Source organism: Streptomyces sp. KM273126, assembly GCF_004337435.2.
GTDB classification, from domain to species: Bacteria; Actinomycetota; Actinomycetes; order Streptomycetales; family Streptomycetaceae; genus Streptomyces; species Streptomyces acidicola.
The window spans coordinates 4,612,461-4,633,973 of sequence record NZ_SJXB02000001.1 but is presented as its reverse complement, the minus strand read 5'-3'; the positions used below and the strand labels follow the sequence as shown (position 1 = coordinate 4,633,973).

The following is a 21,513-nucleotide window of genomic DNA, read 5'->3' as shown; positions in this document are numbered from 1 at the left end:
TGAAAAGTGCTGGTCACTGCTGCATCCTCGGGTCCTGGGTGGGGTCGGCGTACATGCGCGGGCAACCACGATCGCTGGCGTTGCCGCGCAGCTCGTAGTGCCAGGGTTCGTTCTTGTAGATCTGGCACAGCCCGTATGCGGCACCGTGCTCGGACAGCCACGCCGTCGCCGTGGAGCGCCCGATGTCGACCGCGTCCCCCGACACGTGAGGAGACGTCGCCGCGGTGGCCACCCATCGGGCGGCCTCGTCTTCGGACCCGTACGTGGAGACCGCCTCGCGAAGGAGCTGATCTTGGTACGCCGGTGAACGCCAGCCGCTGTTGACGTAGAACTCGACTCCGTCGTCCGCGGCAGCCCGTGCAGCCAGGCGGAGGGCCTTGAGCAGTGCTGGATCGATGTTGGCCACAGCCGGAATGTCGTCGTCGAAGACCGTCACGCCGTCAGGGACGACACCGCCGGCCTCGCCGAGCACACCACGGCGCTCACTGCGATACGTATGAGTGAGCCGTGCGCCCGAGGGGGACGGTGGTGCGACCGGACGGGACAGCGGTGCAACCGAGCGGGACGGTGACGCCGCCGAGGGGGACGAGGAATTCGGCAGCTGGTAGCCGAGGGCTACGGCGATCGCTGCAAGGACGACGATCAGGCCCACGACAAGAAGCCGCCGCATCCGGCGGCTGCTTGTTCGTGCTGATGGTGGGGTGTGACGCATACCGCCAGTGAAGACAGCGCGGTGTTGCCGGCACGTATGTGGTTTCCGATATGCCGACGATATGTTCCGGCTCGTAGCCTCAATGGCATGCGTGTATTGATTGTCGAGGACGAGCCCTATCTGGCAGAAGCCATCCGCGATGGCCTGCGCCTCGAAGCGATCGCGGCCGACATCGCAGGTGACGGCGACACCGCTCTGGAACTGCTGAGCATCAACGCCTACGACATCGCCGTCCTCGACCGCGACATCCCCGGACCGTCCGGTGACGAGATCGCCACACGCATCGTCGCCTCCGGCAGCGACATGCCGATCCTCATGCTCACCGCGGCCGACCGTCTCGACGACAAGGCCTCAGGGTTCGGACTCGGCGCCGACGACTACCTCACCAAGCCGTTCGAACTGCAAGAGCTCGCGCTCAGGCTCAGAGCACTCGACCGCAGGCGCGCCCACAGCAGGCCTCCCGTGCGGGAGATCGCAGGTCTGCGCCTCGACCCGTTCCGCAGAGAGGTCTACCGGGATGGCCGCTACGTCGCGCTGACCAGGAAGCAGTTCGCAGTGCTCGAAGTCCTCGTCGTCGCCGATGGCGGTGTCGTCAGCGCCGAAGAACTCCTGGAACGCGCGTGGGACGAGAACGCCAACCCGTTCACCAACGCCGTGCGCATCACCGTCTCGGCACTGCGCAAACGTCTCGGAGAACCCTGGATCATCGCCACCGTGCCAGGTGTCGGCTACCGCATCGACACGCAGCCGGAGGCCGGTCACAAGGGAGGCGAGCGTGGATAGAGCACCTGGGTTGAGTGTTCGCCTCAAACTCACCCTCAGCTACACCGGATTCATCATGCTTGCCGGCACCCTGCTGCTCGCGGCTGTGTGGCTGTTCCTCCTGCGTTACGTCCCCGACCGTGCGCTCATCATCCCCGGCTCCACTGGCAATTCCTCCCATGGCGTTTTTCCCATCCGGTCCAACCTTCTGCGCGTTTTCGCTCCGAGGGCCGCCGCAGTACTGGCATTCCTGCTGGTGCTCGGCCTCGTGGGAGGGTGGATCCTCGCCGGCCGGATGCTCGGCCCGCTGACTCGCATCACCGGCGCCACCCGCCTGGCCTCGACCGGATCGCTCTCCCACCGAATCCGGCTACCTGGCCGCAAAGACGAGTTCCGCGAACTCGCCGACGTCTTCGACGGCATGCTGGAGCGGCTCGAAGCACACGTCGCCGAACAGCGAAGATTCGCAGCCAACGCCTCTCACGAACTACGCACCCCGCTCGCGGTCTCCAAGGCACTTCTCGACGTGGCCCGCACCGATCCGAACCGCGACACCGGCGAAATCATCGACCGCCTCCACGCCGTCAACACCCGAGCGATCGACCTCACCGAGGCGCTGCTCCTGCTCAGCCGCGCTGACCAGCGGTCCTTCACCCGAGAACACGTCGACCTGTCCCTCATGGCGGAAGAAGCCACCGAAACACTCCTCCCCCTCGCGGAAAAGCACGGCGTCACCGTCGAGACCCGCGGCGACATCACCCCCACGATCGGATCGCCGGCGCTCCTGCTGCAGCTGACCACGAACCTCGTGCACAACGCGATCGTCCACAACCTGCCCGCGCAGGGCACCGTGTGGGTCAATACCAGCGTCCGCCCCAGGACTGTGGTGCTCACTGTCGAAAACACCGGCGAGAAGCTCACCCCAGAGCTGGTCTCGACACTCACCGAACCATTCCAGCGCGGCACCGAACGCATACGCACCGACCACGCAGGCGTCGGCCTCGGCCTGGCCATCGTCAAAACCATCACCCACGCACACGACGGAACACTCACCCTCACCCCGCGCCCTGCCGGCGGAATCCGCATCACTGTGGAACTACCCGCGACAGACCCGGCTGCACGCCCCTGCGGCTGAACACGGCGAGCTGGAGGGCAAGGCCGTAGACGGCCCATGGTGTGGATGCGGTCGCGGACTCGGGTTGCTGGAAGACCTCTGTGACGTCCATGGACGCCGTCTCCCTCGGCTTCACCGGCGCAGCGGCCTCGCCGCTGTTACTGCCTCCAGTAGTCGCGTTGGGGCAGTTGGACCCATAGATCGGGAGGTCCAATGACCGCGCGCGCATCAGTCAGGCGCAGCCCTACAAAGGAGCAGGAGAAGGCCACCGGGTTGTACTGGTAGAGGTAGGAGGCCAGGACTTCCTCGGCGGTGTTGCCCTCGTACGGCCCACCGCACGTGTGCCGAGCCGAGCCCTCTATGGACCCGTCGCGGGCGATGCTGCCCTGGTTGCCGCTCTTGGGGTTCGCGTACAAGCCGTAGCAGACGGTCCCGATGGACAGCCGCGTCAGCACGCCCGGCACCTGCGGCGCGTACCCCCATGGCTGGCTCACGACGCAGCCGCCCGGCACGGATGTCACACCGACGATATGCAGGGTCTCGTCCATCTCGAACGCGTACGGATCCTCCAGCACCTCACCGACAACCTCGTCCTGCGCCGGCGTCGCCTCCAGGCGGCGTACCGCCTCGGCCGCGTCGATCCCGGCCACGCAGGCCAGACCCATGCCCTCGTAGTGGAAGCTGCCCAGCGCCCCGATGAGTCGCATGGCCTCCTCAGCCGTCGCGCGCTCTGCATCGGTCAGGTGCTCACCGGTCGGCACGGCGAAAAGGTCCGGTGTCGGCCCAGCCAGGCTCAGCCGCCCCGGCGACCAGCCACCGATGGACTGCCGCCACGGATTGGCCCCGGCAGCAGCGAGGGCCCGTGCGTTGTCCGGGTTCCTGGACACGACGGCATCCCACAACGCCGTCACTCCGTTCTCCAGCGCGTCCACGTCCGCAACCCGCCTGGCCAGCTCCGCAACAACCTCCGGAGAGCCGAACACCGCCGCACGGTGCAGGGGCCGCCCCCCGTTCCATGCCTCTGGGTCGGCCCCCTGGTCGAGGCGTCGGCGGATGTCGTCATGGTCCTTCCAGTCCCAGCCCATTCCGGCCCAGCCGTCGTCCTCTGCTGTCACCATGCCCCCTCCAGCCACGATCCGAATGGCGGACGCCGACGTCGCCATCAGCAGCGCTCACGCACCCGTCATGACCGGCGACAAGCCGCAGCTCGGACATGAAGATCACGGTATCGGAGCGGCCGGGTTGTCGGCCTGGTCCCGCAGGATGTGGTCGAACCAGTCAGCAGTCAGTTCCGCGCATCGACCGGGTGAACCGGCCACGCGAAGCATCCCGCCGTGGAGGGGAATGTACATCTGGTTGTGGAGTTCGGTGCCGAGCACGCCCTGTCCGTCGAAGAACGCACCGTAGACGTGGGAAACGGAATTGGTTTCAGGCCTCACCACGTAGAGCAGAGCCAGCAGATGCGCGAATCCGGTCTCCTCAGGGCGCAGGATGAGGGTGTCATCGGGGTCGCACGGCAAAGAAACGGCCCGCTCACGCAGTACGGACACGAACCTGCGCCATGCACCATCCAGCGTCCCAAACGCGTCCTCGTCGGCTTCCCCGACTGAGAACCAGGGCACGTACAAGCTGCTGTCCATGGCCGGCACCGTAGCTGACAGGCTGACGGATCAAGCCAGCAGGCCCAGCAAATCGTGCTCGACCGCCTGCTGGACCTCCTTCTCGTGCTGGCCATCCGCAGCGACTTCCGCCGCAGCGGACCGCACCGCGCTGGTACCGGGCGTCCGCGGACCCGCGGCTGAGCGCCGCGCCGCAGGCCATGCACGAGAACGCGGCCCACCCGTGGACGGTCCCCGAACTCGCCGCGATCAGCGGCCTGTCCCGGGCCGCCTTCGCGCGTGCCTTTCGGGAGGCGCTCAGCCGGACCCCCATGTAGTACCTGACCGAATGGTGGCTGATCCTCGCCCGCGACCCCTTCGCGTCGGCCTTCCGCCGCCACCACGGAGTTCCGCCCGGAGCCTGGCGGCAGCGGGAACGGGCAGCCGCCGGCTTTGTGCGTGATGAGACCTGACAGCGGTTGTCGTACGTCAGCAGCGACAGCGTCCGGTGGCATCACGACGTACTCCAGACGATGTACCCGCCCAGGATCCGGAAACAGGTCGAGCAGATCTCCCGGATCCATGAAACTGCTGTTCAGAGGCCCTTTGTTGCGGGCTCCAGAATCGCCACGCACTCCACATGATGCGTCATCGGAATGACGTCAGATTGCGTACGGGCAGGAAGTTCCAGGTCAGAGGCTCCTTTTCGGCTCCCCAAGTAGCTGACCCAGCCCCGGAGCGTCAAACGAGCGTCACGAGAGGAGGACGCCGTCCGCAGACTCGGGAGGCTGGGACGGGGGTCGGCAGCGGGAAGCGGTGGGGTGCCTGTGGACGACTTCTCTTGGCTTGAAGGAATCGTCGAGGACGCAGTCCATCCTGCCCTCGGCACGATCGGTCGCTGAGCCCTGACCCGCCGATCTCTTCCGCTGACACGATCTGCCCAGGGAAAAGACGGCGTGAGCGGCAGACGACCCTGCGGTCCCGACCCTGGCTGTCGTGCGTGGCGGCGCCGCCGGGCGTACGCGGCGGCGAGTAACGACCGACTTCCGTCCCGTACGGCCGCGTGGTGGATGACGCTGCCCCGTCCCCACCATGAGCGGTGAAGACGCGGCAGGTGATCGGCTCAGACATGGCCAGCGGTGGGACGGACGAAAATCTCGTTGCCGTCGACCCGGTGGCTGCTGCACGGCGAAGAGGGCCACCCAGGCCCGGATCCACCGCTCCGTCTTCTCGCAGACGTTCCCGAGGCGATGGCCCAGGGTGCGGCTTGGCAGGACAACTCCGCGCCTGCCTGATGGCTGGTCAGGCCATCGGCGGCCTGTCGCAGTACTTCGATCTCCCGCGCCGTGAGCCCGGCCTGACGGCGGGGCCGCGTCCGCCCGCGGCCCGGAGTGCGAGGCCGCACGCGGCACGGCCCAGGGTGCTGGAGTCCGCTTCCGCACGTCAGTTGTCCGACCGCTTCGTCGACGGTGCAGGCGTTCCGGTGCGGCCGCGGCTCGGTCGGTGCGGCGTACACGCCGGCAGCGGCGAGAAGGCGGGCCGTAGGAGAAATACGGATCCCGAAGTCACCGCGGTGGTAGCCACTGCCGTCGAGGCGCTCATGGTGTGCGGCGGCGGGTGCCGACGGTGCGAGCGTGGGCACGCGCTCCAGCACTCGCTGGCTCCAGTACGTGTGCATCCGTACTCGCTGCATGTCAGCGATGTTCAACGGCCCAGGCCGGCCGCACACATCGGCGCATACCTCGGCCCGCCCCAGGTCGTGCGGCCGAGCCGCGCAACGTAGCCGGGTGGCGACGGCAGGCCGTAGTTCTGAGAACATGCGACAAAGCCCTCGGAGGCTGGCCGACGGTCAGCCGTGTCAACAATCCGGCGCTTCAGCACACCTGGCACCCACGGTTCCCCCATCCCTACCGCTCCGGCCGCCTCCTCACGGCGCGGCGACTCGGTGGCCCGCCCCGGACCGCACGCCGGGAGGAAGACCGACTGAGCGAGACACCCACACCGTTGGACGACCGGTCAGCCACGGAGCGTATTCGGTTGAACCGTTCCGGGTTCCGTGGTGGACCGCGTCGGGGCAGTCAGCGAGAGCAACTGAGGAAGTGTGACATACGAGGGGCGTGGCAACTTCGGGCGTACACATTCCGTGCTGACGGGCGCTCATTTGTCGGCGTTCTCTGGTAAGACTGCTGCACATCACACTTTTCGGTACGAGGCTCGACCGGAGTGATTCACGGGGGGGGTCCGTAGGGCTGCTGGCCTGCTGGCCACGGACTGAGTACCGGGGACGCAAGGGGGCTGGGCGATGCATTCCGTTTCTGATTTCCGGCAGTGGCTGCTGGGGAGGCCGCAGTTGGTGTTGCGGATGATGCGCCACGTCGAGAAGGCTCACAGTCCGGTACTCCTGAACTACCCCGGTGCACCCGCCCCCGCCTCTCGTCGGCGACCGCCGGGCGCACGGCTCTGGATCAGCCGGGCTCCGGAGGAAGCCCTGCACGTCCTGTGCTATTGCGGCCTGCGTGTCGGCTGCTCGCAGCTCGTGGAGCTGGGCCAGGGGGACTTCCTTGAGGACCCGGATCTGGATCAGCTCGTCAGGATGCTCGAGATGCTGCCGCCCGAACTCGCGCAACTGGTCTTGTACGGGTTGACGTTCGCGACGCACTTGCCGACTCACCGATTCACGGAGAGCCATGGCGAGGAACTCCGGAGGGCGGTGGCCGTCAAGGGAGAACCGGTGGCGGCCGACATCTGGGAGCGCCCCTCCTGCACCCCGGCGATATGGGGTGATGAGACGGAAGGCGGAGCGGCGGTCGGCGAGGACGCCGACTCTACGGCGAGGGCTCAGGCACCGACTGTGCTGGCCCCCGACATCCTGTCGCTGCGAACGACCGGGCTTCGCGAGGGAGCCGCTGAACTCGTGAACCGGCTGGAGGCGTTCGCCGCCGCGATCAGGGACGGACGGCAGCCTGCCGGACACGAGGCATTGCTGAGCGCCGTGACGTCCTGGATGCGGGAACGGCAGTCCCTCGCCGAGGCTTTCGCGGAGGCGGTACCCGCGGCGGCCGAAGGCGCGGAGCCCTCCGACCCCTGGGGTCCGGATGCCGGCTGGGTCGAGGCCGCGGCGCTGACCGAGCGGCTTCGCGAGGAAGAACGGGAACGGGGGCGGATCGCTGAGGAGATCGCCAAGGTCGTGCAGGCGCGCGACGAGGCGGAGGGGTTGCTTGAGCAGGCCGTCAGTGACCTGATGCGGCAGACCCTCGTCGACCAGGTCGCGCAGTTCGAGCGGAAGCTCCGTGAGCTCCATGGTGAACCGGTGGCCGACACTACGGCGTCCGAGGCGGAGAGCGACTCCGCGGCGAGCGCCGGTACGGATCGTGTCCCTCCGGACGAAGGGAGCGGCGAGACGGACTCCGGCCGGGCTCCCCAGGATGAAATCCCCGGCCTGGAAGGCGAAATCACTCCGCACGGCGCGGACGACGGGGTTCGCGGACAAGGCGACACGCCTGCGTCTCAGGACGAGGGGACCGGGGACTCGCTCAGCAGCGGGAACACCCCGAAACCGGTCGCGGCAGCGACGACGGCGGTCGTCCTCCCTGACCCTGAGACCGAAGCCGTTGACCAACCCGAGGCGGTGGCGGCCCAGGACACCGGCGCCACCCAAGTCCGGTGGGAGGCCACCTCCCCCGGCTGCGGCGAACACCACGACGACGAGGCCCGGACCGGTGGGAACCAGCGTGAGGCCACTGTCCCCCCGCCCCCGCCCCCATGCGCCGTCCCACACCGAGCCCGACGCCGACGAAGCGAATCCCGCCTCGGCCGAAGGCTGGGCCGGAGCCGAAGCCACCGTGGAAGCCCTGGCCGCCGAGGGCCGACTCGCCGAGGCGTACTGGGTGAGCCGTGCCGCCGGCGTGTCGGAACACCGCACGCTCGCCCTTGCCTTCGCGGACGCCGCGTTCCACGATTCGCCCGCCTCAGCCTCCGACCTGCAGGTGAAGGCCGAGGAATTCCTGGACGCCGTCACGCGAAGCCGTCCCCTGGAGGACGACCGCGACGCCCAGTTCATGGTACTGACGGCAGCCGTACGTAGCGGAATCTCGGCCCACTGGGCGAGCAGCGCCCTCACCGGCGACCACACGTCCGTCCCCGGGCTTCCGGACCCTTGGGCAAAGGCTCTCGACGGCTTGGTGCTCGCCGTCCTCAAGGGCGCGGAGATCACTCCGGGAGGTCTGCGCACCGGCGTCGCGGCCGCAGAGGCCAACCGGTTCGAGAAGATCGCCGACCAGGCCCGTCAGCTCGCGGTCGACCTGCCGAAGCGGAAGATCCGCTACCAGCGGGCCACGGTCGTCCTACAGACGCTGGCCGGGCCCGAAGGGGTACTCGGCGCGACCCTGCACGCCATTGAGGAGTGGGCCAGTAAGGGTGGCAAGTCCGGCGCAGAGAAGCTGTCCGGGCTGATGGAGGAGCACTTCCGGCGCATCGATGCCGCGGACCGCCTGATCGACGACACCGACCGGGTCAAGCGCACCACCAAGCAGGCCAAGAACGACATCCACTCCGGCGCCCGCCTTCAGCTCCGCACGCACATCAAGAGCGTCCAGGACCTCCTGAGGGCGGCCCTGCGCGCCGCCGAGGCGCCGACGGCTTCGGGCAGCGGCGCCATCGGTCCCGAGCTGCTGGCGGCGCTCGAGGCCGCCAGGGAGGCGGGGCGGCCCCCGGGTGTGGGCGGCGCGCTGTTCGACCTGCTGGTGCGATGGCTCGACCGTTCCTACACGCCCGGGCCCAGGGATGAGGACATCCGGTTCCCACCGCCGGCGGACGCGCTGCTGATGCTGCCGGGCCTGTCCTGGCGCTCGGAGAACGGCAGGTACCTGCCCGACGTCGCCGCCCCGGAGGCGTTCCCCGTGCTCGCGGACATGCTGAGCCCGCATGACCCGGCCCGCGCCCTCGCCTGGCACCGCGCCCACGGTGACCTGCACCTCGCCGAACGTCTGCTGAACCGGATATCCCGGGGCGAGGTGCCCGGCGTCGAGCTCACGGCAGTCCAGCTCGCCGAGCAGCGGCAGGCGCTCTCCGATGCGGCTGGCCAGTGGAAGGACCAGTGCGTCAAGGAGCACCGCAGCGCCCAACTGGCGCTGGCCCGGGTCCGCGCGCAGAACCTGCTGACTCACGAGGTCGAGCGCGAGTTCACCGGCCGTCTGCTGGACTTGGAGGGCGAGGGCCACGGCGTGAGCTTCGGGGAGCGTCTGCGCGCCGTCGAGCAGGTCGCCGAGGACCTGCGCCTCTTGGAGCAGGACCGCAGCGACGACCTGCGCCGCCAGCTCGGGCAGGTGCGGCTGACGGAGCAGGACGCGAGCCGGATCCGCGATCTCCTGGACCGCGGTGAGACGGTGGCGGCGGAGGAGCTCCTGACGTTCGCCCGTCGGGGGCAGCCCTTGCCGGAGCCGGCCGAGCCGGCCGGAGAAGTCCTCTCCCGCTTCCTGGCGGGTGTGGCCGCCCCGGACGCACCCAGGCCCGACTCGTCCGGCGGCAGCGCCCGTTGGTGGGCGGACCACTACGCCTCGGGCGAGGCGCTGGTGCAGAACGCCGTCTCCGGCCTCGACGCCTGGGACCGGCTGGGGCAGTTGAGGGACGCCCGGAAGGTCGGCAAGGCGGTGGTCAGCGTGCTGCGGCTGCTCGGCCTGAACGCCTCGCAACCCAATGTGGAAGAGGCCAGGTGGGGCGTCACCCGGCTGAGCGTGCGGGCCGACATCACGGAGAGCACGCCCGGCTACGTCGCCGCCCTCGGTTCGTATGCCCGCCGCATGTACAAAGTCGTGGTCATCACCGACGAGTTGCGGGGTGAGGGCCCGCTACGCCATTTGCCGGCATCGGCGATCGAAGCCAACATCATTCTGTACACGCAGCCGCTGGGTGTCGAAGGCCGTCGCAGCCTCGCGCAGGAGTCGCGAGGCCGGAGCCACCAAGCGCTGGTCGTCGACCCGGCCGTGGTCGGCTGGGTGGCCGCGCACGCGCCACGCTCCTTCCGCGCCGTCCAGCAAGTCTCCCTGCCGTGGACGGGCTACACCCCGTACACCCCGCATGTCGCGGGTCTGGTGCCGCCCGAGGTGTTCAAGGGCCGCACAGACGAGATGCGCGCCGTCCTCGACCCGCAGGGGCCGATCTTCCTCTTCGGGGGGCGCCAGCTCGGCAAGTCGTCCCTGCTCAGGCAGGCCGTGGAGGTGTTCCAGAAAGACGACCAAGAGAACCGGGTCGCCGTGTACGTCGACCTGATGAAGGCCGATATCGGGCACGCGGAGCCACCGGAAGGCATCTGGCGGATGCTGCTGACCGAGTTGAAGAGGCGCGGCGTGATCAGCGAGAGCGTGGCCGACCGCGCGCCGGGCAATGTGATCGCGAATGAGGTCCAGCAGTGGATCGAGGAGCGGCCCGAGCGCCGTCTGCTGCTGCTCGCCGACGAGGCCGACGCGTTTCTCACGGCGGACGCCCAGGCCGTCTACACCGGCGGCGGCCAGTCCACGTTCCCCACGGTGAAACGACTGCAGCGGCTGATGGAGGACACCGGGCGCAACTTCAAGGTGGTGTTCGCCGGTCTCCACCAGGTCCAGCGCTTCAACCGGCTGATCAACGTGGTCACCGCGCACGGCGGCCGCGACGTGCCGGTCGGCCCGCTGAAACCGCAGGACGCGGTGGAGCTGGTGGAGGAGCCCATGGCGGCGGTGGGTCTCACCTTTGAGACCCGCGACCTCGTCTGGCACATCCTCGGCCTGACCAACTACCAGGCCAACCTGCTGCAGATTTTTTGCGACCGCCTGGTCGCCTACATGCAGCAGCGCTCCATGCCCGCCGATGGCCGGCACGCTCCGATCACCTGGGAGGACGTCCAGCAAGTGGCCGGCATGGAGGATGTTCGCGGGCTGATCGCGGAGCGCCTTCGCTACACAATCAACCTGGAGGACCGCTACCGCGTCCTCGCCCTGCTGATTGCCCTGCGCAGCTTGGAGCAGGGCCACGGGCACGGGTACCGGCCCGCCGAACTCCTCGAGCGCGCCCACGAGCGCTGGCCGGACGGCTTTCCACTCAACTCCGAGCGCCAGCTGACCATCTACCTCGAGGAGATGGTCAACCTGGGCCTGCTGATCCGGCTTCCCGGGGATGAGCGTGTCTACGCCATGCGCAGCCCCAATGTGGTGAACATGCTCGGCACCCAGGCCGAGTTGGAGAACGAGCTGCGCGACACGCAGTTCGACCTGCCCTACGACTACAACCCGAGCGTCGCCCGCCGTTCACTCGGTACTGACCGGCGGACCCGGGTGCAGCGGATGAGCCCGCTGACCGACGGGCAGCTGAGCGACATCCTCACCCAACCGACCCGCACCACGCTGGTGCCCTGCACCCCGGCGCTCAGCGCGGACCTGGTGGAGCGCGGCATCCAGCTCCACATCGACGGCCACGACCTGACCGTCGTGCGCATCGGACCGGACGACGACCTGACCGAGTTCATCACGGCCAACTCCCGCCGCAAGAGCGGCTCCCGGCTGCTCTTCGTCGACCTCAGAGGCCGGGACACAGCCCGGCTGCAGGAGGCCACGGACCGGCTCCTGGACCACACCCGGATCACCCAGCCTCGCTCCGACAGCTCGTCGTCCGTGCCCCGCCGTTATGCCGTCGTCCTGTGCGACCCGGACACCGCCGCGGGCGTGGTGTCGGCCGCCGGACTGGTGCGCCCCGAGCGGTGGACGGTGGACAGCGTGCGTGCCTGGTCCGAGTCGCCCTTCGGCTCCCCGCGTGAGCGGCGCAGCCTGATCGAGGTGACCGGCGGCTGGCCGATGCTGGTGGAACTGGCCATGCACAAGGTCCGTTCCGGCATGCGTCAGCAGGAGGTCTTCGACGAGCTGCGCGCCGAGATGACCGTACCGGAGCGTGCCAAGGCCCACCTGGAACTGGCGGGCCTGAGCTCCGACGACGTCGGCCGACTCGCCGCCTGGGCGCAGTTCTACACCGAGGAGGAGCACCGCACCGGGGTCGCCGTCGCCGCCGCAGGCGACCTTCAGGCCGCCTTCCACGAGGCGCGTCTGTACGAGAGCGACGCCGAGGGCGCGCTGCCCGCCGTGGAGCGGCTCTTGGCCCGCCTCGACCTCCTCGGCGTCCTCGACGTCACCGACAAGGGCGAGACCTTGGACCCGGTCACCTTCCGGTCCATCAAGGCGATCGGCGGCGACCTGTGACTGCCGGCCTGTGGGGCGGAAACGAGCCGGGCGGGGCGCATGGCCTGCAGGGGGCACAAGGGCGGGAGAGCAGGGCCGCTGTCCCTGCCAAGCCGGCTTCCGAGCGCGACCTGGTGCGTCTTCCCGGCCCGCGCCGCCACCTGGACCGGTTGGAGAGGGACCTGAGATCCGGCCGCAGCTGCGTCTGGTACTTCCCGGACCCAATGGTCGACTCCGGCCGGGCGGAACTGTTCCTGAGGGAGCTGTACAACCGATTCGAGGAACCCATACCGGTGCCGGGCACGATCACCTTGCTCGCCGACCGCCCCGGCGACCATGGAAGCGCCGTCGCCATCCCGCCCCAGCGCGCCACCGCGCCCGGACCGGAGGCTGCGTCCGCCGGGGCGGGCAACCACTTCACGCTCTGGCACGATGACGACGGCTTCGACGCCGAAGACCCCTACGGAGCGATGCTGGGCTCGCTGGTCGCCGCCCCGGCCGGCCCTCCACCGCCCTCCGGCCACCGCGGCCCGGCCCCAGGCGTCGCAGCGCTCACCTCGATGTCGCTCGGCGAGCGCTTGGCCAAGGAACTTGGTGTCACCGGCGACCCGTTGAGCGAGCTGATCAGGCGGGCGGACCGGCTCCGGCACGACGTTCCTGGCGACGACGGTCCGGAGGACGACGCCCTGCCAAGCGCACCGCCGCTGATCGTGGTGCGCGGCTGGGACGAGGACTCACCCGAGGAGACGGGCCGACTGCTCCGCACCGCCCATGCCACTTTCCGAGACGAGGGCCTGGACGCGGGACACCGCCCCCGCTTCCTCATCGCCGCCCGCATGGGCGACCTGCCCAGCAGTGCCTTCGGCGTCGGCCCGAGCCACGACCACGTCACCCTGCACTGGTGGTGGCGGGTGTGGACCCGCCTCGACAGTGAGGTCCTGCTCGCCTGGCGGCCCCGTCCGAACGCGGGGGCCGCCGAGGCACTGCTCCACCGGGTGACCGACGCTGTCGTCGCCGAGGTCTGCGGCCCCGACATCGACAGCGCACTCGCCCTCCGGGAAACGTGGAAGGGCGGCGACCTGGACTCCCTGCGCCGCGCCCTGGCCGGCGTCCTCCCCGGCGAGGCGGCAGTCTTGGACCGGACCTGGGCCCACCGCATGTCCACCGCCCACGCCTCCGCCCCCTCCGCGGAACTACGCGACGCCTGGTCGACCGGCACCGTCGACAGCTGGGACGGCCATGTCCGTCCTGTCCTCGGTCACCACCTTCTTGACCCCGATTCCACGGAGCTGCGCACCCTCGTCTGCCACGCCCAGAACCGCGTCCTGCTGCCCTTGGTGAACGAGGCCCGCACCGCCTTCATCGATCTGGTGCCCGGCCTCCTGCGCAAGGAGATCAGCCTCGACTATTTCCGCGAGCAGGCTCGCTCCCAGTACCAGGTCAAGAAGCAGTTCCCCGCCGCCCCGCTAGTCGAGTTGGAGGTGGCCGACCTCCAGCGCGCCTCCCGTCTCCTCACCCTCACCACCGAGCAGCGGCGCCGCCTGGACATCCTCTGCGACGCCCGCAATCTCCTCTCCCATCTCCAGCCACTGGCCCATCGACAGCTCATGGACGTGGCTCAGGCGCTCATCAGGGACTGGGTGGCGGACGACGTGGAGTGAGAGGATCCCCGGGCGATTCCGTGGTAGGCGGGTGACTGCAGTCGCTGGACAGACGCGATGCCGAATGATTCCACCGGGACGCAGATATCGTCGGCCGGCTGCGTGGGCTCCGGATGCTCATCGCTGTCGGCCTCCTCGAAATGATCTACCGCCCCTGATCGCATCTCGAAGCCGCCCGGTAGGTCCCCGGCCGACGCCGCGCCGCGTTCCCCGCCATTGCGACCAAGTCCTGCTCAGGCCTTTTCCAGGTCGGCTTCAAAACGTCACTCGCCCGGGGCGCGGCCGCCTGACCTGCTGTCGTCGCCCCCACGTCATGAACTCCGGGCACGTCCTGTGACGTAGAGCACACGCTCTGAGGCATGTCTCCCTCTGACATCACCCACGAACGGCCTGCGGGCTGGATTTTCGACACCACCAGCCGTGGTTGCACGGTGCCGGGCACCGAACTCGCCGTCGGTGAAGGGATGCCGACTCGTCTCTGACCGCCCGCCAGTTTCCGGACACCGAGGAGCTTGTCTTCGAGAGGCTCCAGACCTACGGCGACGGCCACATCGACCGCTGGATCGGTCTGGATGACTCGGGAGACAACGGACGTGGGCACGGACACCCCGCACCAGCACCGGCACTGGACCTGGCGCCGGCCGAGCCCGGCGCGACACAGGTCAGCCCGAGCCCTACCGAGAAGGCCACCACACCGGTCCCCTCCGGCCCCCACCGACTGAGTTGTCGGACCTGCCGGCGACGTCTTCCGCACAGGCGGGCCGGACCGAGTGGGCACGGACCGGACCGCGTGCAAGGAATACCTGACGCACCATCAGTACGAGCGTCAGGCGAGCGCCATGATGGCCACCGGTGGTTCGCGCGAAAGTCACGATCCGATGCGCGGCACCATGCCGGCCACTGGTCGAACCGCAGGTCGGATGCCATCCCCGGCATACGGCGAGACTTAACATCGTGTAGCCCTGGAAAGAGATCGGCCGGGTCGTACCGATACTCGTAATCGAGACGAACTAGCAGGTCAGAGCCCCTTCACAGCGGGCTCCAAGATCGCCACGCACTCCACGTGCGAAGTCATCGGAAACAGATCGAACGCCCGCAGCGTCCGCACCCGGTACCCGCCCTCCCGGAAGTACGCCAGGTCCCGTGCCAGCGCGGCCGGATCACAGGCCACGTAGGCGATCCTTCGCGCGCCCAGTGACGAAAGGTGCTGGACCGTCTTCTGGCCCGCGCCCGCGCGGGGCGGGTCCAGGACGATGAGGTCGACCTCGGTGATGCCGGTGCGCGGGAGGACGGAGTCCACCTTGCCCTGTTCGATGCGGACGCGGTCGAACGCGGCGAGGTTGTGCCGGGCGTCCTCCACCGCACGCTTGCCGGACTCGATGCCGAGGACCGCGCCCTTGTCGCCGAGCCGGTCCGCGAGGGCGCCCGCGAAGAGGCCCGCCCCGCAGTACAGGTCCAGCGCCATCTCGCCCTTGCGCGGCAGCAGTCCCTGCATCACGGCGGTGACGAGGGTGTCGGCCGCCTTGGGGTGCACCTGCCAGAATCCGCCGCTGCCGACCCGGTACGTACGGCCGTCCGCGCGTTCGCGTACGAAGGGGCGGCCGTGGACGCGATGGACGCCGCCGTCCTTCTCGCCGACCCGCATCACCGACACCGGCTTGTCCAGCTCCACGATGGGCAGTCGCGCTCCCGGCTTCGGCGTCAGGATCACCTGTCGGTCCTGCGAACCCGTCGCCGTGATCGCCTCGATGGACGCCATGCCCGTCCAGTCCCGCTTCTCGATGCCCAGCTCGGTCACTCCGGGGGCCGCGATCATGCAGTGGTCGACCGGTTCGACCTCGTGCGAGCGGTGGCGGCGCAGACCGGCCCGGCCGTCGGGGTCCACCGCGTACTGCACCCGTGTGCGCCACGCCGGGACCTCGCCCGCCGGAAGCTTGTCGCCCTCGGCCGGCACCACCGTGCCGTCCCAGCCCGCCTCCTCGGGTGTGAGGCCCGCGAGCCGCCGCAGCTGCTCGGCGATGACCTCGCCCTTGAGCCGCCGCTGGGCGCCCGGCTTGGCGTGCTGCCAGTCGCAGCCCCCGCAGCGGCCCGGCCCGGCGTACGGGCAGGGGGCCTCGATGCGGTCCTTGGACGCCGACAGCACCTCCACCGCGTCGGCGCGCAGGAAACGCGCCCCTTCCTCGCCCTCCGTCACCCGCGCGACGACCCGCTCACCGGGCAGCGCGTGCCGGACGAAGAGGACCTGGCCCGTGGAGGTACGGGCGATGCAGTGGCCGCCGTGGGCGACGGGGCCGATCTCGACCTCGTACTCCTCCCCCACCAGCGATTTCTTCTCTTCTGCCTGCATGGCGGGGTGACTCCAAGACGTTGAGCAAGACGTTAGGGGCGAAGACGTGCGCAGACACGCGACGACGTGAAAAGGCCGGCGGCCGGACAACAGCCCACAAGTCTACGTGGGTGTCACCCGGCCGTTCACCACAAGCCCGTCGCTCAGCCGGTGCGGGTCAGCTCCTGGTGCTGGGTGCCTTGGTCTCCCTGGGCCGTTCCGCGACGCCCCGGCGCACCGCGCCCGGTGCGTTCCACTCCTGCCGCCTGCGGGCCCGCTTCCGCGCCGCCTCGCTGGACTCCAGCTGGTACGGCACCGAGGTGACCATCACGCCCGGGGTGAACAGCAGCCTGCCCTTCAGCCGCAGGGCGCTCTGGTTGTGCAGCAGGTGCTCGTACCAGTGGCCGACCACGTACTCGGGGATGATCACGGACACCACGTCGCGCGGGGACTCCTTGCGCAGCCCCTTCACATACTCGATGACCGGGCGCGTGATCTCGCGGTACGGCGAGTCCAGGACCTTCAGCGGTACGTCGATGCCGCGCCGGTGCCACTCCTCCTGGAGCGCCTTGGTCTCGGCCGGGTCGACATTGACGCTGAGCGCCTCCAGGGTGTGCGAGCGCAGCAGCTTGGCGTAGGCGAGGGCACGCAGTGTCGGACGGTGGATCTTCGATATCAGGACCACCGAGTGGACGCGGGACGGGCGTACGGCGTCGTCGCTAGGGCCCTCCGGTGCCGCGATCTCGTCGGCGACCCGGTCGTAGTGCTTACGGATCGCCGTCATCGTCGCGTAGAAGATCACCATGCCCACCAGCGCCACCCACGCACCGTGCGTGAACTTGGTGACCAGGACGACGACCAGCACCAGACCCGTGAAGAACGCGCCGAAGGTATTGATGGCCCGGGAGCGGACCATGTGCCGCCGCTTGGCCGGGTCCCGCTCCGTCCTCAGGTGACGGTTCCAGTGCCGGACCATGCCGGTCTGGCTGAGCGTGAAGGAGACGAACACCCCGACGATGTACAGCTGGATCAGGCGCGTGGAATCGGCGCCGTAGATCCACACGAGCAGTCCGGCCGCGCCCGCGAGCAGCACGATGCCGTTGGAGAACGCGAGCCGGTCGCCACGGGTGTGGAGCTGGCGCGGCAGGTAGCGGTCCTGGGCGAGGATCGAGCCGAGCAGCGGGAAGCCGTTGTACGCGGTGTTGGCGGCCAGGAACAGTACGAGGGCGGTGGCGGCGGCGAGCAGGACGAAGAAGAACGTGCCGTCGCCGAAGACGGCGGCCGCGACCTGGGAGATCACCGGGTTCTGGACGTAGCCGTCACCGACCGGGACGCCGTTCTCCAGCAGTTCGTGAGCGGGGTTCTCGGCCATGCGGACGTTGGTCGCCATGGCCAGGCCGATGATGCCGCAGAACATGGTGACGGCGAGCAGGCCCATCATCGCCAGCGTGGTGGCCGCGTTCTTCGACTTGGGCTTGCGGAAGGCGGGCACGCCGTTGGAGATCGCCTCCACGCCGGTGAGCGCGGCACAGCCGGAGGAGAACGCGCGCAGCAGCAGGAAGACCAGCGCGAAGCCGGCGAGCCCCTGGTGCTCGGCCTTGATCTCGAAGCCGGCGGTGGGTGCCTCCATCGTCTGGCCGAGCACCAGAGCGCGGTATGCGCCCCAGCCGATCATGATGAAGACGCCCGCGACGAACACGTACGTCGGGATCGCGAAGAGCTTCCCGGACTCCTTCACCCCGCGCAGGTTCATCAGCGTCAGCAGCACGATGATGCCGACGGCGGACAGCACCTTGTTCTCGACGAAGAAGGGGATCGCGGAGCCGAGGTTCTCCACACCGGAGGAGATGGAGACGGCGACGGTGAGGACGTAGTCGACGAGCAGCGCGCTGGCGACGGTGAGGCCGGCCTTCGGGCCGAGGTTGGTGTTCGCCACCTCGTAGTCGCCGCCGCCGCTGGGGTACGCGTGCACGTTCTGCCGGTACGACGCCACCACGGTGAACATCAGCACGACGACCGCGACCGCGATCCAGGGGCTGAAGTGGTACGCCGACACGCCCGCGATGGAGAGGACCAGCAGCACCTCGCCCGGCGCGTACGCCACGGAGGAGAGCGGGTCGGAAGCGAAGACGGGGAGTGCGATGCGCTTGGGCAGGAGGGTTTCCCCCAGCCGGTCACTGCGCAATGCGCGCCCGATCAGGATCCGTTTGGGCACGTCGGTCAGTTTGGACACGCAAGGGATCGTAAGCGGTCCGGGTACGGGGAGCCCAGCCTCCCCCACCCCCGACCGGTCGTCCGGCGGCGGCCCGTCCCGCCGTCTGCCCTCCGAGTGAATCGGGGGCCGAGGCGGGTTGCGGATTCCAGCGCGGACGGCGTCCCCATGGCTATATGACGAAATCCGCCTCCCCCATGGCGAGATCCGCCTCCCACCCGCCCTGGAGACTTCATGACGCATGCTGCGGACCTCATCGGGGCCGCCGCCGAACTCATCGGCGCCGCCGCCGCGCTCGTCGGTCTCGCTGTCCTGACGGTCGTCAGCATCCGCAGCATCAGCCGCCGCTGAGGCTTGCCGGGCGAGTTTTCCGTGAGGCCCCGGCCGTCGCATGTGGTCCGTCATGCGGTCCGTGATGTGTCACGTCTCACGACGGACGGACAATAGCTCTTGTGTTCGACTCGCACGGGCCTCGTTGGCCGGATCGCCACCGGGGACACCGGGCCCGTCATCGGCCCGTGCGGTCGGGCAGATACGTTGGACACAGGCATCCGGCAACCGGCACCCCGGGCCCCGGCCGGGGCAACGGCCGGAATTCACCGGCATGATGTTGCCTGGCGGCCCGCAAGCCGGCCGCACGTGTCGCCCGCCGAGCCGAGAGAAGGACATGAGCAAGACATGGACACGGGCCAGATGGCCTGTGGAAAGCGTGGTGTAGGCCGTGCACATTGTCATCATGGGCTGCGGACGAGTGGGCTCCGCTCTCGCCCAGACCCTGGAGCAACAGGGGCACACGGTCGCGGTGGTCGACCAGGACCCCACCGCCTTCCGGCGGCTGGGCTCCGGGTTCGGCGGCCGTCGAGTCACCGGAGTCGGCTTCGACCAGGACACCCTGCGCGAGGCGGGCATCGAGGAGGCGGGCGCGTTCGCCGCCGTCTCCAGCGGTGACAACTCGAACATCATCGCCGCGCGGGTGGCCCGTGAGATGTTCGGCATCGAGAACGTGGCGGCACGTATCTACGACCCGCGCCGCGCCGAGGTCTACCAGCGGCTGGGCATTCCGACGGTCGCCACGGTCCGCTGGACCGCCGACCAGATGCTGCGCCGGCTGCTGCCCTCCGGGGCCGAGCCACTGTGGCGCGATCCCACCGGTGGGGTGCAGCTCGCCGAGGTGCACGCCTCGACGGCCTGGGTGGGCCACAAGATCAGCAAGCTGCAGGAGGAGACCGGCGTCCGCGTCGCCTTCCTCACCCGGCTGGGCGAGGCCATCCTGCCCACCTCGCAGACGGTGCTCCAGGAGGGCGACCTGGTGCACGTCATGATGCGCACGGACGATGTCGAGAAGGTCGAGGCGTCCTTCGCCGAGGGGCCCGATGAGGAGGGCGGTCACTGATGAGGGTCGCCATTGCCGGAGCCGGCGCGGTCGGCCGCTCGATCGCGGGCGAACTGCTGGAGAACGGTCACGAGGTCCTTCTCGTCGACAAGGCGCCGACCGCCATCTCGGTCGAGCGCGTCCCCCAGGCGGAGTGGCTGCTGGCCGACGCCTGCGAGATCACTTCGCTGGACGAGGCCGCGCTGCAGCGGTGCAACGTGGTCATCGCGGCGACCGGCGACGACAAGGTGAACCTCGTCGTCTCGCTGCTGGCCAAGACCGAGTACGGCGTCCCGCGCGTCGTGGCCCGGGTCAACAACCCCAAGAACGAGTGGTTGTTCAACGAGGCCTGGGGCGTGGACGTGGCCGTCTCGACCCCGCGCCTGATGTCGGCCCTCGTGGAGGAGGCGGTCAGCGTCGGCGACCTGGTCCGCCTGCTCCGCTTCAGCCACGGCGACGCCAACCTCGTCGAGCTCACCCTCCCCCCGGAGTCGGCCCTGGCCGGCACCCAGGTCGGCGAGGTCGCGTGGCCCGAGGACACCTCCCTGGTGACCATCATCCGCGGCACCCGCGTCCTCACCCCGACCCGGGAGGACTCCCTGGAGGCCGGCGACGAGCTGCTGTTCGTGGCCGCCCAGGCGCGTGAGGAACAGCTGGAGGACCTGCTCTCGGTACGGCGCCAGGACGCGACGGACTGACTGCCGCTCGTACGTCGCCCGTATGTGTCGTGCGTTTGCCTGTATGTGGATGGGGGCGCCCGGAGATCTCCGGGCGCCCCCATCCACATACAGGCAAACGGCGTTACATCTCTCGGCGGTGACGGCCCGCGGCCGCTTCGTCCTGCTCCCGTTCCGCGGCCCGGCGCTCCTCCTCCGCGCGCTCCTCCGCCTCCATCTCGGCGAAGACGTCGATGGGGGCCGGGGCCTTCGCCAGGAAGACCCACGTCAGCCACACCGCCAGCAGGAACGGCGGAATCTTCAACGCGACCAGCACCCAGCCGAGCTGGGTCGTGTCAGCCCACCAGTAGAGGGGGAACAGAATCGCGCACTTGGCGAGCAGGATCAGCCCCCAGGCGTAACTCGCCTTCGTGTACGCCTTCTTGCGGCCGGGGTTGCGGGTGCGCCAGGAGAGGTTCTCCTTGAAGACCGGGCCGAGGATCAGACCGAGCAGCGGCACGCCCGCGAGCGTCGTGATGATGTACGCGAGGGCGAGGCCCAGCGTGTAGAGCATGCCCGGCAGGTAGAAGTCCTTCGCGTTGCCGGTCATCATCGCGAAGACCACGCCGAAGGCGACACCGAAGACACCGCTGAAGGCGTGCTTCATGGTGTCCCTCATCACCAGACGGACCACCACGAGCAGCAGCGAGACGACGAGGGCCGCGATGGCGGACGAGTGCAGGTCCTTGTTGATCGTGTAGATCGTGACGAAGAGCAGGCCGGGCAGGACCGTCTCGACCATGCCCCGGACGCCACCGAACGCCTCGAACAGCGCGGCCTCCGTCACCGCCCTCGAATCGTCCTGGGCGTCTTCGGTCGGCTTGTCGAGCGACGTCACC

General features: G+C 69.2%; 15 protein-coding genes. 8 read left to right on the top strand and 7 right to left on the bottom strand.

The window, feature by feature from the left end:
- Positions 1-13: 13 nt before the first annotated feature.
- Positions 14-670, bottom strand: a complete 657-nt coding sequence (locus E0500_RS19835; RefSeq protein WP_131570335.1) for a M15 family metallopeptidase — start codon at positions 668-670, stop codon at positions 14-16.
- 129 nt (positions 671-799) lie between these two features.
- Here E0500_RS19835 and E0500_RS19830 point away from each other — a divergent pair, with 129 nt between their 5' ends.
- Positions 800-1,495 (top strand): response regulator transcription factor, encoded by a 696-nt coding sequence (locus E0500_RS19830; protein WP_131570337.1) that lies wholly within the window; start codon positions 800-802, stop codon positions 1,493-1,495.
- On the top strand, positions 1,488-2,609 hold the full coding sequence (locus tag E0500_RS19825; protein ID WP_131570346.1) for a HAMP domain-containing sensor histidine kinase: 1,122 nt from the start codon (positions 1,488-1,490) through the stop codon (positions 2,607-2,609). Before E0500_RS19830 ends, E0500_RS19825 begins: the two co-directional genes overlap by 8 nt.
- Positions 2,610-2,746: 137 nt before the next feature.
- Here the strand turns inward: E0500_RS19825 and E0500_RS19820 are convergent, their stop codons facing one another.
- Both E0500_RS19820 and E0500_RS19815 read right to left on the bottom strand, forming a co-directional pair.
- A complete protein-coding gene (locus E0500_RS19820) occupies positions 2,747-3,706 on the bottom strand; it encodes an ankyrin repeat domain-containing protein (protein WP_131570339.1) in 960 nt (319 codons plus the stop codon).
- 102 nt (positions 3,707-3,808) lie between these two features.
- The gene (locus tag E0500_RS19815; RefSeq protein ID WP_131570340.1) at positions 3,809-4,228 is read right to left on the bottom strand and encodes a hypothetical protein; all 420 of its coding nucleotides are present in this window, start codon (positions 4,226-4,228) and stop codon (positions 3,809-3,811) included.
- A 179-nt stretch (positions 4,229-4,407) separates the two neighbouring features.
- Here E0500_RS19815 and E0500_RS43115 point away from each other — a divergent pair, with 179 nt between their 5' ends.
- Complete coding sequence (locus E0500_RS43115) at positions 4,408-4,524, top strand: AraC family transcriptional regulator (protein ID WP_131570342.1); 117 nt, start codon at positions 4,408-4,410, stop codon at positions 4,522-4,524.
- A 785-nt stretch (positions 4,525-5,309) separates the two neighbouring features.
- Here the strand turns inward: E0500_RS43115 and E0500_RS45440 are convergent.
- Positions 5,310-6,005, bottom strand: a complete 696-nt coding sequence (locus E0500_RS45440) for an HD domain-containing phosphohydrolase (protein WP_131570344.1) — start codon at positions 6,003-6,005, stop codon at positions 5,310-5,312.
- 1,912 nt (positions 6,006-7,917) lie between these two features.
- Here E0500_RS45440 and E0500_RS19800 point away from each other — a divergent pair.
- The 3 genes from E0500_RS19800 to E0500_RS43920 all read left to right on the top strand — a co-directional run bounded on the left by E0500_RS19800 (position 7,918) and on the right by E0500_RS43920 (position 14,530).
- Positions 7,918-12,408: a hypothetical protein gene (locus tag E0500_RS19800; RefSeq protein WP_181587057.1), complete on the top strand. Its 4,491-nt coding sequence runs from the start codon at positions 7,918-7,920 to the stop codon at positions 12,406-12,408.
- A 203-nt stretch (positions 12,409-12,611) separates the two neighbouring features.
- Entirely contained in the window at positions 12,612-14,048 is a 1,437-nt protein-coding gene (locus E0500_RS19795; RefSeq protein WP_131563536.1) for a hypothetical protein, read from the top strand.
- Positions 14,049-14,407: 359 nt separating this feature from the next.
- Entirely contained in the window at positions 14,408-14,530 is a 123-nt protein-coding gene (locus E0500_RS43920; RefSeq protein WP_258572854.1) for a hypothetical protein, read from the top strand.
- 536 nt (positions 14,531-15,066) lie between these two features.
- Here the strand turns inward: E0500_RS43920 and E0500_RS19790 are convergent.
- Together E0500_RS19790 and E0500_RS19785 are read right to left on the bottom strand one after the other, a co-directional pair.
- Positions 15,067-16,395: a class I SAM-dependent RNA methyltransferase gene (locus E0500_RS19790; RefSeq protein ID WP_131563535.1), complete on the bottom strand. Its 1,329-nt coding sequence runs from the start codon at positions 16,393-16,395 to the stop codon at positions 15,067-15,069.
- A 157-nt stretch (positions 16,396-16,552) separates the two neighbouring features.
- A complete protein-coding gene (locus tag E0500_RS19785; protein ID WP_131563534.1) occupies positions 16,553-18,607 on the bottom strand; it encodes an APC family permease in 2,055 nt (684 codons plus the stop codon).
- Positions 18,608-19,307: 700 nt separating this feature from the next.
- Between E0500_RS19785 and E0500_RS19780 the strand changes: the two genes are divergently transcribed.
- Both E0500_RS19780 and E0500_RS19775 read left to right on the top strand, forming a co-directional pair.
- Positions 19,308-19,979 (top strand): TrkA family potassium uptake protein, encoded by a 672-nt coding sequence (locus tag E0500_RS19780; protein WP_131563533.1) that lies wholly within the window; start codon positions 19,308-19,310, stop codon positions 19,977-19,979.
- Complete coding sequence (locus E0500_RS19775) at positions 19,979-20,656, top strand: TrkA family potassium uptake protein (RefSeq protein ID WP_131563532.1); 678 nt, start codon at positions 19,979-19,981, stop codon at positions 20,654-20,656. The genes E0500_RS19780 and E0500_RS19775 overlap by 1 nt, the downstream gene beginning before the upstream one ends.
- 103 nt (positions 20,657-20,759) lie before the next feature.
- On the opposite strand, the gene E0500_RS19770 is transcribed toward E0500_RS19775, so the two are convergent.
- Positions 20,760-21,512 carry a DUF3159 domain-containing protein gene (locus E0500_RS19770; RefSeq protein ID WP_131563531.1) on the bottom strand — a complete coding sequence of 251 codons (753 nt, stop codon included), beginning with the start codon at positions 21,510-21,512 and terminating at the stop codon, positions 20,760-20,762.
- Position 21,513 lies beyond the last annotated feature (1 nt).

Bases quoted from the DNA above. Each gene is read 5' to 3' on its own strand.
- E0500_RS19835 (WP_131570335.1), bottom strand. From the start codon at position 670: ATGCGGCGGCTTCTTGTCGTGGGCCTGATCGTCGTCCTTGCAGCGATC.
- E0500_RS19830 (WP_131570337.1), top strand. From the start codon at position 800: ATGCGTGTATTGATTGTCGAGGACGAGCCCTATCTGGCAGAAGCCATC.
- E0500_RS19820 (WP_131570339.1), bottom strand. From the start codon at position 3,706: ATGGTGACAGCAGAGGACGACGGCTGGGCCGGAATGGGCTGGGACTGG.
- E0500_RS19815 (WP_131570340.1), bottom strand. From the start codon at position 4,228: ATGGACAGCAGCTTGTACGTGCCCTGGTTCTCAGTCGGGGAAGCCGAC.
- E0500_RS43115 (WP_131570342.1), top strand. From the start codon at position 4,408: ATGCACGAGAACGCGGCCCACCCGTGGACGGTCCCCGAACTCGCCGCG.
- E0500_RS45440 (WP_131570344.1), bottom strand. From the start codon at position 6,005: ATGTTCTCAGAACTACGGCCTGCCGTCGCCACCCGGCTACGTTGCGCG.
- E0500_RS19795 (WP_131563536.1), top strand. From the start codon at position 12,612: ATGGTCGACTCCGGCCGGGCGGAACTGTTCCTGAGGGAGCTGTACAAC.
- E0500_RS43920 (WP_258572854.1), top strand. From the start codon at position 14,408: ATGTCTCCCTCTGACATCACCCACGAACGGCCTGCGGGCTGGATTTTC.
- E0500_RS19790 (WP_131563535.1), bottom strand. From the start codon at position 16,395: ATGCAGGCAGAAGAGAAGAAATCGCTGGTGGGGGAGGAGTACGAGGTC.
- E0500_RS19775 (WP_131563532.1), top strand. From the start codon at position 19,979: ATGAGGGTCGCCATTGCCGGAGCCGGCGCGGTCGGCCGCTCGATCGCG.